We start from the raw sequence: 11,847 nt of genomic DNA, 5'->3' as shown, positions 1-11,847 counted from the left end.
CGCCGTTGGGCGCCGCGCCCGCCGGAGCGGCACACCGGGCCCGGCCCACCACACGAAAACGTGTGCGGGCCGGGCCCGACGCGTACGTACCCGGCGGATGTGCACGAATCCGGCGGGCGTGCACGCACCCCGGAGCGAACTCGCGATGCGGGCGGCGTGTCGTACCGGCCATGAGGAACACGGCGACGCCGACCTCGCTCAACTGCTGCCCGAACTCGCCGACGAGAGCGCCGAATGAACGGCGATGGACAAGGCGCCGCCGCACTTCGCCGGTGCCGCCTGTGACCATGACTGGCACCCGGTGCTGCCGAGCAGCGCCCCGGATGCCGCCGAGTTCGGCATCATCCTGAGCAGCCGCGGCGGGCGGCGCCTGTACGAACGCAGCGTCGAGTCGTCGGGGCGGGGCGCTCCCCTGGACCGGGTGCTGTGTCCGGTCTTCATGGCCGAGGTGGCCGAGGAGACGCTGAAGCTGCTGTGCGAGCGGTGGGACTTCCTCGAACAGGCCGATGCGACCGACCACTGATGCGCCCCTGACACCGCCCTTGACCGCACTGACGCCGACTTCCCCGTGAGCGGCGCCGCTGCGTCGTTTCCGTATGGGCCTTTTCTGTACGGACCTGTCGGTCAAGCGCCCGTGCTGCGCGCCGAGTTGGCGTCCGTCACCTGTTTGACCGGTGACGGATGCCGTGTCATAGTCGTTCGGCGCGCCCCGGCGGTCATCGGGCCCCGGAGCGCGTGGCAACTCCTGCGAGGCGCGGATCGGTCACAGGCCGGCACTTGGAGACGCACGGAGGACTTCACATGATCAACAGGCGTACGTTCGGCAAGGCGCTCGGCCTGGGGGCCGGCGGCGCGGTCGCCGCAACACTGACAGGGGTGCCGGGGGCGGCGGGGCCGGCGCATGCCCGCGCCGTGACGGAGCGGCGGGCCGGCGCGACTGCCGTCTCCATGGCCGGTCCCGGTGTGCGCAGCGCATTTCCCCCGCTGAAGAAGGTGCGGGCCGGTCTGCTGGAGACCGGCTACGCCGAGGTGGGGCCGGCGCACGGGCCGCCGGTCGTCTGCCTGCACGGCTGGCCGTACGACATCCACAGCTTCGCCGAGGTCGCGCCCCTGCTGGCGGCCGAGGGCCACCGGGTGATCGTCCCCTATCTGCGCGGCCACGGCACGACGCGCTTCGTCTCCTCCCGGACTTTCAGGAACGGTCAGCAGTCGGCCGTCGCCCTGGACATCATCGCCCTGATGGACGCGCTGGGGCTCGAAAAGGCGGTGCTCGCCGGATTCGACTGGGGAGCCCGGACCGCCGGCATCATCGCGGCGCTGTGGCCCGAGCGCTGTAAAGCCCTGGTGTCGGTGGGCGGTTACCTCATCACCGATCTCCGGGCGAATCTCCAGCCGCTGCCGCCGGCGGCCGAGCACGCCTGGTGGTACCAGTACTACTTCGCCACGGAGCGGGGCCGGATCGCCATGGAGGACAAGGCCAAGCGGCACGACCTGGCCCGGGTGGTCTGGGACACCGTGTCCCCGACCTGGGACTTCGACGACGCGACCTTCGAACGTACGGCCGCCGCCTTCGAGAACCCCGACTACGCCGCCATCGTGATCCACAACTACCGCTGGCGGCTGAGCCTCGCCGAGGGGGAGCGGCGCTACGAGCCGTACGAGAAGCGGCTGGCCGCCCGGCCGGTCATCACCGTGCCGACGGTCACGCTGGATGCCGGGCGCGACCCGTTCACGGTTCCGGGCGACGGCAGCGCGTACCGGGACAGATTCACGGGCCCGTACGACCACCGGACCTTGAAGAACACCGGCCACAACCTGCCCCAGGAAGCACCCGAGGCGTTCGCCCGCGCCGTCATCGACGCCGACCGCCTGTGACGGCCCACCCACCGCGCCGCGGGCGCGTGATCCAACCGAGAGGCCCGGCGCGGCACGAGAGCGGAGCCGCGCACGACACAACCGAGGGAGCGGCAATGACGATGAGGGAGCACGGCACACGGGACGGTGACTCGGCGGCGCGTCACGCGCGGTTCGGCACCCTGCCCGAGCGGATCGCCTACGAGGACATGACCGAGGTCAAGGCCGCCTCCCCGAGGGACCCGGAACGGGACGCCGGCGACCCCGAGGCCAGGCATGTCCTTACCTGCCTGGCGTGGGACCTGGTGCTCTGAAGCGCTTGAACAGGAAGGGGGAAGCAGGGAAGAGGGGAAAAGGCTTTCGGGTGGCGGCGTGGGGCCTGATAAGGTGTCCGCGTCAGTGATCTTTCGTAGAGGAGTCCGGGCATGGTGGGTGACGACGACATCTCCGGGTGATACCCGGATCTGATCGACCACCGGCAGGTGCGCTCTGGCAGTGCCGCCGTCGTGGTCTCTCGCCGTCCCCTTTTTCCTGTCCGAGGTGCAGCGCTCTTCGCGCGCCGGTTCCGCTCGGCGGTCTCCGTACGGATGTTTCCGTTCGGCGCATTCCGTTCAGCAAGTTCCGTGCAGCGGTTTTCCCCGGGGAGCGCTCCGCCCTCTTTCCTCGCGAGGTTTCCCCATGTCCGACGCTTCCGTCATCTGCTCCCAGTTGGCCTTCTCCTGGCCCGACGACACCCCGGTCTTCGCGGACCTGTCCTTCACCGTCGGCACCGGCCGTACGGGCCTGGTGGCGCCCAACGGCTCCGGCAAGAGCACCCTGCTGAAGCTGATCGCCGGTGAACTGCGGCCCGCCGCAGGGTCGTTGACCGTGCACGGCACGACCGGCTACCTCCCGCAGACCCTCCCCCTGACCGGCGAGCCGACGGTGGCCGAGGTGCTGGGCGTCGACGCGGTGATCCGCGCCATCGACGCCGTGGAGTCCGGTGACGTACGGGAGGAGCACTTCACCACCATCGGCGACGACTGGGACATCGAAGAGCGCACCCGCGCCCAACTCGACCGGCTCGGCCTGGCCCATCTCGCCCTCGACCGGACCCTGGCCACACTCAGCGGCGGCCAGATCGTCAGCCTCGGTCTGGCGGCACAGTTGCTCAAGCGCCCCGACGTGCTGCTGCTGGACGAACCGACCAACAACCTCGACCTCCAGGCCCGCCACAAGCTCTACGACGTGCTCTCGGACTTCGGCGGCTCCTTGCTGCTGGTCAGCCACGACCGGGCCCTGCTGGACCGCATGGACCGCATCGCCGAACTCGGCCGTGACGAACTGCGGCTTTACGGAGGCAACTTCACCCTGTACGAGCAGGCCGTACGGGCCGAGCAGGACGTCGCGGAGAAGAACGTACGCAACGCCGAACAGGAGCTGAAGCGGGAGAAGCGCGAGATGCAGCAGGCCCGCGAACGGGCCGAGCGCCGCGCGAGCAACGCCGCCCGCAACCTGAAGAACGCCGGTCTGCCGCGCATCTTCGCCGGGAACATGAAGCGCGGCGCCCAGGAATCCGCCGGCCGGGCGGGCCAGACGCACGCCACCCGCGTCCAGGAGGCACAGGCCCGGCTCGACGAAGCGGGCCGCGCCCTGCGCGACGAGCAGCGGCTCGTCCTGGAACTGCCCGGCACCGACGTTCCCGCCGGACGGACCCTCGTCCTCGGCGAGCGGATGCAGGTCCGCCACGGCGAGCGCGACCTGTTCGCGGGGGACGGCGTCGACCTGACGATCCGCGGGCCCGAACGCATCGCGCTCACCGGGCCCAACGGCGCGGGCAAGACCACTCTGCTGCGGCTGATCGCCGGTGACCTCGCCCCGGACAGCGGGATCGTCAAGCGTGCCGACGGGCGGATCGCCTCCCTGACGCAGCGCCTGGACCTGCTGGACCCCGGCCGCACCGTGGCGGAGAACTTCGCGGTGTCCGCCCCGCACCGGCCGGAGGCGGAGCGGATGAACCTGCTCGCGCGCTTCCTGTTCCGCGGCCCCGGGGCACACCTGCCCGTACGTGTGCTCTCCGGCGGCGAACGCCTGCGCGCCACGCTCGCCTGCGTCCTGTGTGCCGAGCCGGCCCCGCAACTGCTGCTGCTGGACGAGCCGACGAACAACCTCGACCTGGTCGGCGTGGGCCAGTTGGAGAGCGCCCTGGCGTGCTATCGCGGCGCGTTCGTGGTGGTCAGCCACGACGAGCGCTTCCTGGAACGGATCGGCGTCGGCCGGTGGCTGCGGGTCGCCGGGGGCGAGCTGACCGAGACGGGGGCACCGCACGCCTGAGCCGCCGCGCCGGCGGGGGACGGCCCACGGTGCGGACCGGCGATCCTTGCGAGCGCCCTGGACACCCGCCAGGATGGTGAGGTGAACCTGGATCATGTCTTCGTGTGCGGCGATCCGGCCCTGGACTTCGCGGCCACGCTCCGGGCACGCCGTACGACGCGGTTCGAGATGTTCGCGACACCGGCCCGCCTGGACGCCTGGTACGTGGAGTCCGGCCTCGTCGACTCCGTCTCGCCCGCCCGGCAGGCCGACGTGGAGCGGGCGAGAACCGTACGCGAGGCCGTCTACGAGCTGATCACGGCCCGCCGCCTCGGCGTGGACTTCGACGAAACGGCGCTGGCCGTGCTCAACGACGCGGCCGGCCCGGCGCCCGCGGCGCCGCGGCTGACCCACTTGGGCCGCTGGACGGCGGCGACGCAGCGCGAGGCGCTGTCCGCCGTCGCCCGGCGCGCCGTGGAACTGCTCGGCGGCCCGGACGTGCCCCTGCTCAAGGAGTGCGGCAACCCCGAGTGCACCCGCGTCTACATCGACCGCTCACGCGGCGGACGGCGCCAGTGGTGCGGCATGGAGTCCTGCGGCAACAAGATCAAGGCCGCCGCGTACCGCGCCCGCAGGAAGACCGCCGTCAGCACGCCGGTGGCAGGCTGAGGCGGCCGGCCGGGGTCGCTTCACACTCCGGGGGCGGGCCGCACGGTGATCCCGTTCCGCTCAAGCAGCGCCGCCGTCACCCCGTCTCCTGGCACCAGTTCCCCGGCGAACGACCCGTCGTAGACCACACCCCGTCCGCACGACGGACTGCGCGGCATCAACAGGGCCTCCGTGCAGCCTGCTTGCCGCGCCGCCGCTAGGGCGTTTCTGATGGATCTCCGTGGAAGACGGAGCGGTGTTCGGTGCGTGCGCTCGGCGTGCGGTGTGAAGGGTCATGTGGCGGAGCCACCTGTCCCTTTGCGCCGTGCGGCGAGGGTGCGTGCCGGGCGTCGCGAGGCCGCGGAGATCCATCAGAAGCGCCCTAGGGCACGCCGTGCTCCGTCCACGAACTCCGCCGTCACCTCACGTCCGGTGTCCTCGACGACCCGTGCGGTCCCGTCGAGCACGTCGTGCCCGTCGCCGCCCACGATCTCCGCGGGCCGCCGCGGTGTCGTGAGCCCGCCCGCCACCTCCGGGCAGAAAGAGACGACATCGCGGCCCGTCACTGCCTCCGCGATCTCGGAAGACGCCTTGTGCTGCCCGTCGAACCGGCACGGCACCCCGCGCAGACACGCGCTGACCAGGATTGCTTCCATGCCACCAGCCAACCACGCCGCGCCGGCTTCAATGCAGCACCGTCTTCAATGCAGCGCCGGCTTCAAAGCCGCGCCGTCTTCAACGACATGTGCAGCAGCAGCCGGTCCTCGCCGTCGTCCAGGTCCAGGCCGGTGAGCTTCTCCACCCGTGCCAGGCGGTAGTAGAGGGTCTGGCGGTGGACGCCCAGGATCTGGGCGGTGCGTCCGGCCTGGCCCGCGCAGTCAAGGAACACCTCGGCCGTACGGGCCAGTTCGGTGTGGGCGGGGGCCAGCAGGGGGCGTACCACCTCGTCCGGTCCGGCCGCCGGGAGGCCGGTCAGCATCCGGTACGAGCCGATGGCGTCCCACTCCGCGACCGGGCCAAGCCTGGGGTCGGCCCGTGCCGCCCGGGCCGCGGCCAGGGCCTCCCGCCAGCTCGCCGGGAGGGCGGCCGGTTCGCGTACGGGCACGGCGAGGCCGGCGGCAACGGGCAGCGGGCGGGCGCCGCCGTTCGGGGGCCGGACCGCTGCGGGGGACGGGACGGGGCCGGTGGCGGACCGCGCGCCGGCCGGGGCGGCGGCGCCCGCGCGCGGGGAGCGCAGCAGGTGCTCGGCGACCGTACGGGCCGGGCCGAGGGAGCCGGGGGAGCGCAGCCGTACCAGCGCGGCGAGCGCCTGGGCCGGGCTGCCGGAGCGGGTTCGCACGGAGGCGGCTGCACCGGCGTCCGCCCCCGTACCGTCCGTGTCCCCGCCGCTCCCGACGGGCAGGGTGCACGCGGCGAGCAGGCCCGGGACGGTGGGCAGGGGCGCGCTCCCCGCGTCCGTGGCGTCCCATGGCGTCACCGCGACGATCGTCAGAGGGATGTCGGTACCGGCCCGCAGCGCCTCGCGCAGTGCGCCCGCGGCGGCCGGCCGTCCGGCAGGCCGGGCGGTCAGCAGCTCCCGGAGCAGGTCGCCGAGTTCGGCCCCGGCCCGCGCCTCGGCCGCCAGCAGGGCGCCGATCCGGGCGGCGGTCTCCATGGCCTGTTCGATGCGCGGGTCGGGCGGGGCCGAGGAGCCGCCCAGCTCCAGGTCGGTCAGGTGCCCGTCGTCCAGCAGCCAGACGTAGCCGAGCACATAGCCGCGGTGGCGTACGGGCAGACAGATCCGGCCCTTGAAGACACCGGCCGCCGGGTCGGGCGGGATGCGCAGCGCCGAGGTGGCGCGGGCGATGCCGAACCCCTCGAACCAGGCCCGTACCGCCGCCGTCGAGCGCCGCTGGAGGATCGACCGGGTCCGTACGGGGTCCATCACGGACTCGTCCTCGCCCTCGTGCGCACCGAAGGCGATCAGGCCGAAGTCGCGGTCCTCAAGGGTCGCGGGCGCGCCGAGCGCCGTGGAGATCTCGTCCACGAGCTGTTGGTAATCGCCTCGCATCCGCCCTCGTTCCTCTCCGGCCGCTCGTGTTTCGGTGGTCCCCCCGCCATTGTCATACATCTGTCTGAGATCCCGGCCACGAAGGCGTGACAGGTGTCGATGGCCGCAGGATGGCGAGATCCTTAAGTTTCAGGTGGCTCATCTTGCCGTCGCGCCCGCCTGCCCGGCGCACGCCCGGCATCTGTCATCTTGAATCGTGGAGGTGCCCCATGCTGGGTCCCGTGCTCCTCGCCGCGTCCCGCAGCGACAGCATCCGCCGTATCGTCGCAGCAGCCCCCGTCACCCGGCCCGTGGTGGACCGTTTCGTCGCCGGCGAGCAGCTCGACGAGTCCATGGCGGCCGTCCGGTCCCTGGCCGCGCGCGGCATGGAGGTCACCCTCGACCACCTCGGCGAGGACATCACCGACCCGGCCGAGGCGCTGCGCAACCGCGACGCCTACCTCCAGCTCGCCGAGACCCTCAAGGCCGAGGACCTGGGCGTGCGCGCCGAGATGTCTGTCAAGCTCTCCGCCTTCGGGCAGGCGCTCACCGGCGGTCACGAGCTGGCGCTGAAGAACGTCACCCCGGTCGTGGAGGCCGCCGCCGAGGCGGGCACGACCGTCACGCTGGACATGGAGGACCACACCACGGTCGACTCCACGCTGGCGATCCTGGCCGAGCTGCGTGAGCGCTTCCCGCAGACCGGCGCCGTGGTCCAGTCCTACCTTTTCCGCACCGAGGAGGACTGCCACGCGCTCGCCGGGGAAGGCTCCCGGGTGCGCCTGGTCAAGGGCGCGTACAAGGAGCCGGCGACCGTCGCCTTCCAGGACAAGCGTGAGGTCGACAAGGCGTACGTCCGCTGCCTGAAGATCCTCATGGCCGGTCAGGGCTACCCCATGATCGGCTCGCACGACCCGCGGATGGTCGCGATAGCCCAGGACCTCGCCCACCGCCACGGGCGCAAGCTGGACGAGTACGAGTTCCAGATGCTCTACGGCATCCGCGAGGCCGAGCAGGAGCGGCTGGTCTCCGAGGGTCACCGCATGCGTGTCTACATTCCGTACGGTACGGACTGGTACGGATACTTCATGCGGCGCCTGGCCGAGCGCCCGGCGAACCTGGCCTTCTTCCTGCGTTCGCTGGCCACCCGCGGCTGACCCGCCCCCGCCACCGGATCCGCTCCCCCGGAGCCGGTGGCACCGTCCCCGCGGACGGCCCGCGCCGTCGCCCCCGCGGCGCCGGTTCCCCCCGCGGGGTTCCCCCGTACGAACCGAGATCGAAGGAGACACGGCCACCATGGACGCCGTCACCCAGGTCCCCGTGCCGGTCAACGAGCCGGTCCACACCTACGCCCCCGGCTCCCCGGAGCGCGCCCGTCTGGAGGCCAAGCTCAAGGAGCTGGCCGGCAACCCGATCGACCTGCCGATGACCATCGGCGGCGTCAAGCGGATGGGCGGCGGCGAGCGTTTCGACGTCGTGCAGCCGCACCGTCACTCCGCCAAGCTCGGCACGTACGCCAACGCCACCGTCCAGGACGCCAAGGACGCGGTCGACGCGGCGCTGGCGGCGGCCCCCGCGTGGCGCGCGATGTCCTTCGACGACCGCGCCGCGATCATCCTCAAGGCCGCCGACCTGCTGGCGGGCCCCTGGCGCGAGACGATGGCCGCGGCCACCATGCTCGGCCAGTCCAAGACCGCCCAGCAGGCCGAGATCGACACGCCGTGCGAGCTGGTCGACTTCTGGCGCTTCAACGTGCACTTCGCGCGGCAGATCCTGGCCGAGCAGCCCCCGGTCAACGCCCCCGGCGTGTGGAACCGCTCCGACCACCGTCCTCTTGAGGGCTTCGTCTACGCGATCACGCCCTTCAACTTCACCGCCATCGCGGGCAACCTGCCCACCGCGCCGGCCCTGATGGGCAACGTCGTGGTGTGGAAGCCCTCGCCGACCCAGACGCTGGCCGCCGTGCTGCTCATGGAGCTGCTGGAGGAGGCCGGGCTGCCCAAGGGCGTGATCAACCTGGTCACCGGTGACGGCAAGGACGTCTCGGAGGTGGCCCTGAACCACCCCGACCTGGCCGGCATCCACTTCACCGGCTCGACCAAGACCTTCCAGTACCTGTGGAAGACGGTCGGCACCAACATCGAGAAGTACAAGACCTACCCGCGTCTGGTCGGTGAGACCGGCGGCAAGGACTTCATCGTCGCCCACCCCAGCGCCGACCGCGCCGTGCTGAAGACCGCCATGACCCGTGGCGCCTTCGAGTTCCAGGGCCAGAAGTGCTCCGCGGCCTCCCGCGCGTACGTCCCGGCCTCGATCTGGAACTCCGGCTTCAAGGAGGAGTTCGCGGCCGAGGTCGACGGGCTGACCATGGGCGACCCGGCGGACCTGTCGAACTTCATGTCCGCCGTCATCGACGAGCGGGCCTTCGCCAAGAACAAGGCGGCGATCGAGCGCGCCAAGAACGACCCGACCATAGAGGTCGTGGCCGGTGGCACGTACGACGACAGCGAGGGCTACTTCGTGCGCCCTACCGTCCTGGTCTCCACCGACCCGGACAACGAGATCTTCAAGGACGAGTACTTCGGCCCGATCCTCGGCGTCTTCGTCTACGACGACGAGAAGTACGACGAGATGCTGGAGCAGATGGAGTCGGCCTCCGCGTACGGCCTGACCGGCTGCGTCATCGCCCAGGACCGCGCCGAGGCGGCCCGTACCTGCGAGAAGCTGCGCTTCGCGGCCGGCAACTTCTACATCAACGACAAGCCCACCGGTGCCGTCGTCGGCCAGCAGCCCTTCGGCGGCGGCCGGGCCTCGGGCACCAACGACAAGGCGGGCGCCAAGCAGAACCTGATGCGCTGGACCTCGACCCGCTCCATCAAGGAGACCCTGGTCCCGCCGACGGACTACCGTTACCCGCACATGGGCTGAGGCCCTTAAGCCCGCTCGACGGCCCGGCACTCCTTTCGGGGAGGCGCCGGGCCGTCGCGTCGTGCGGGGACGCCGCGCCGTGCGGTGCGCCGGCCGGGCGCGGTCGCGGTGCGTCGGCCGGTCTCGCTCAGTGGCCGGTGGCCCCGCCGTTGTCGCGGCGGTCCAGCGCCCGCTGGAGCGCCGCGGCGGCGTTCTTACGGTCGGCCTCGCTGCTCGTGCGGGCGGAGTGACGGATTCTGCGGACGGCGGTCTCGGCCATGATGCGTCTCCAATGCCAATGCCCCGAGAAGTGGGTTGCGTCGTTCCAGAAACGGCCAAAATGGGCGGGGGCCGGGATGCCGCAGGGGTCACCTGCGCTCGCGCACCGGGCCGCGACCGCCTTCGCTGGATGGAGCGAGACGTTCGGCTCCTTCCACGCTAGGTCAGCCGCGCCGCGCTGTCTGCGGAATTACTCGGTCTTCCTACTATCTGAGACGGGCGACCCCCACTACGCCCGGCGCACGACCTCGAAGTGGTCGACGCGCTCGCCCGTCTCGGCCAGCGCACTGACCCTCATACGGGCCACCGGCCCCGGGCGGACCTCGACCGCGATGAAGGAGAAGCCGGTGTAGCGCACCCGCGACCACTCCACCGTCTCCGGGGCCTTCGCCCGGTCCTTGGTCCAGTGGTACGTCGCCACGCTCTCCAGGTCCCTCTCGTGGCCCTCGTAGCTGTCCGGCACCGGGAAGCTGTACAGGGCCCGGCCCCCGCCACCGGCCGTGACGTACACGATCCCCTCGCGCGCCGGCTCCACGCTCCCGCCGACCGGCACCTTCTTGGTGACACGGGCGCCCCTGAGGGCGTCGGTCCGCTCGTAGACGTGGTTGTGGCCGTTGACGACCAGGTCGACCCGGTGCTTGTCGAACAGCGACAGCCAGGCGTCGCGCACCCCGCCGTCCGAGGCGTGCGCACCGGTGGTGGAGAAGGCGCAGTGGTGGAAGAAGACGAGGACGAAGTCGATACCCCCGGCGGCGCGCAGCTCGCCCAGCCGCCGGTCCAGCCAGGCGGTCTGCCGGCCGCGCAGATACCCCTGGTTGGCCGGGATCTCGTAGGAGACGTCGTTGGCGTCCAGCGCCACCACCGCCAGGTTCCCGTACGTGAAGGAGTACACGCCGGGGGCGCCGGCCGGGTCGGGGCCGTTGCCGGGCAGGCTCCAGCGGGCCGCCTGGCCGCCGTACCCGTCGGGGGAGTACCACGCCTCCATGTCGTGGTTGCCGGTGGTGACCATCCACGGCACGGAGGCCGCCACCGGCTCGGTCTGGGCCAGGAACTGGTCCCACACCCGCGCGTCGTACAGGTCGTGGCCGGTGCCGGTGCCGGAGGTGTCCGCGTAGCAGATGTCCCCCGCGTGGAGGTGGAAGGCCGGGTCCCGGCCCAGGATGAGCTGGTCGTTGGCGAGCGCGTCGTAGCCGACGCCCTGGTCGCCGAAGGCGGTGAAGGCGAACGGCTCCGGGCGGGCCGGTGCCGTACGGAAGGTGCCCACGGCGGACAGGTGCCGGGGGTCGGCCGGGTCGCGGCCGTCGTGCCCGACGCCGTAGTGGTACGTCGTGCCCGGCCGCAGCCCGTCCAGCGCGGCGTGCAGGTAGTACTGGTCGACCGCGGGGAGCTTGGCGCCGAGCGAGGGGTGTGCAGATGCCGTACCTCGGCCGGGACGCGGTGGCCGAGGTCCCAGGGCCGCAGCCCGACCCGTACGAAGGGCCGCCGGACCGCGAAGGGCACCTGCCAGGAGATGCGCATCTGGCGGGTGGGATCGGCGCCGAAGGCCAGGTGGCGGCCGAAGGGCGCCACCCGTGAGCCGTCCGCGCCGGCCGTGGCGGGCCGGGTCACCAGGTCCGGGAAGGCGCTCGCGGCGGTGGCGTACGCCGGGCCGGGGCCGGAGCCGGCCAGCAGGGCGCCGCCGGCCAGCGCGCCCGCGGTGGCTGCGGAGGTCCGCAGCACCCCGCGGCGGGTCAGTCTCGCGCGCAGGTAGGCGTGCTGCTCGGCCATGCTCATACGGTCGGCCAGATGATCCGGTATCCCGACGCGCGGGGTGTCCGCGCGACGGTGGGTGTCCGCGG

At 72.0% G+C, this 11,847-nt stretch carries 9 protein-coding genes and 3 pseudogenes; 7 read left to right on the top strand and 5 right to left on the bottom strand.

Annotated features, from left to right (window positions below; translation table 11 throughout):
• Positions 1-244: 244 nt before the first annotated feature.
• From KGS77_RS09550 to KGS77_RS09530, 5 genes are all read left to right on the top strand, one after another.
• Entirely contained in the window at positions 245-523 is a 279-nt protein-coding gene (locus tag KGS77_RS09550) for a hypothetical protein (RefSeq protein WP_242580252.1), read from the top strand.
• A gap of 278 nt (positions 524-801) precedes the next feature.
• The gene (locus KGS77_RS09545; RefSeq protein ID WP_242580249.1) at positions 802-1,875 is read left to right on the top strand and encodes an alpha/beta hydrolase; all 1,074 of its coding nucleotides are present in this window, start codon (positions 802-804) and stop codon (positions 1,873-1,875) included.
• Between the two features lie 95 nt (positions 1,876-1,970).
• Positions 1,971-2,168 carry a hypothetical protein gene (locus KGS77_RS09540; RefSeq protein ID WP_347404461.1) on the top strand — a complete coding sequence of 66 codons (198 nt, stop codon included), beginning with the start codon at positions 1,971-1,973 and terminating at the stop codon, positions 2,166-2,168.
• 364 nt (positions 2,169-2,532) lie between these two features.
• Positions 2,533-4,167, top strand: a complete 1,635-nt coding sequence (locus tag KGS77_RS09535; protein ID WP_242580247.1) for an ABC-F family ATP-binding cassette domain-containing protein — start codon at positions 2,533-2,535, stop codon at positions 4,165-4,167.
• Positions 4,168-4,248: 81 nt separating this feature from the next.
• The gene (locus KGS77_RS09530) at positions 4,249-4,815 is read left to right on the top strand and encodes a CGNR zinc finger domain-containing protein (protein ID WP_242580246.1); all 567 of its coding nucleotides are present in this window, start codon (positions 4,249-4,251) and stop codon (positions 4,813-4,815) included.
• Positions 4,816-4,835: 20 nt separating this feature from the next.
• On the opposite strand, the pseudogene KGS77_RS09525 reads toward KGS77_RS09530, so the two are convergent.
• The 3 genes and pseudogenes from KGS77_RS09525 to KGS77_RS09515 all read right to left on the bottom strand — a co-directional run.
• Positions 4,836-5,018: pseudogene (locus tag KGS77_RS09525) on the bottom strand (DUF523 domain-containing protein); the annotation flags it as partial.
• Between the two features lie 159 nt (positions 5,019-5,177).
• A pseudogene (locus KGS77_RS09520) lies at positions 5,178-5,450 on the bottom strand (DUF523 domain-containing protein); the annotation flags it as partial.
• 62 nt (positions 5,451-5,512) lie between these two features.
• Entirely contained in the window at positions 5,513-6,844 is a 1,332-nt protein-coding gene (locus tag KGS77_RS09515) for a helix-turn-helix domain-containing protein (RefSeq protein WP_242580245.1), read from the bottom strand.
• 209 nt (positions 6,845-7,053) lie between these two features.
• On the opposite strand from KGS77_RS09515, the gene KGS77_RS09510 reads away from it, so the two are divergent.
• Entirely contained in the window at positions 7,054-7,980 is a 927-nt protein-coding gene (locus tag KGS77_RS09510) for a proline dehydrogenase family protein (protein WP_242580244.1), read from the top strand.
• A gap of 139 nt (positions 7,981-8,119) precedes the next feature.
• Positions 8,120-9,751 carry an L-glutamate gamma-semialdehyde dehydrogenase gene (pruA, locus tag KGS77_RS09505; RefSeq protein WP_242580243.1) on the top strand — a complete coding sequence of 544 codons (1,632 nt, stop codon included), beginning with the start codon at positions 8,120-8,122 and terminating at the stop codon, positions 9,749-9,751.
• Positions 9,752-9,878: 127 nt separating this feature from the next.
• Here pruA and KGS77_RS34600 read toward each other — a convergent pair whose 3' ends face one another.
• Both KGS77_RS34600 and KGS77_RS09500 read right to left on the bottom strand, forming a co-directional pair.
• On the bottom strand, positions 9,879-10,010 hold the full coding sequence (locus tag KGS77_RS34600) for a hypothetical protein (protein WP_277994208.1): 132 nt from the start codon (positions 10,008-10,010) through the stop codon (positions 9,879-9,881).
• Between the two features lie 228 nt (positions 10,011-10,238).
• Positions 10,239-11,782, bottom strand: a pseudogene (locus tag KGS77_RS09500) (metallophosphoesterase family protein).
• Between the last annotated feature and the right edge of the window lie 65 nt (positions 11,783-11,847).

The organism is Streptomyces sp. MST-110588, from assembly GCF_022695595.1.
In the GTDB taxonomy this organism is placed as follows: domain Bacteria; phylum Actinomycetota; class Actinomycetes; order Streptomycetales; family Streptomycetaceae; genus Streptomyces.
This window is presented reverse-complemented; position numbering and strand designations above follow the sequence as displayed.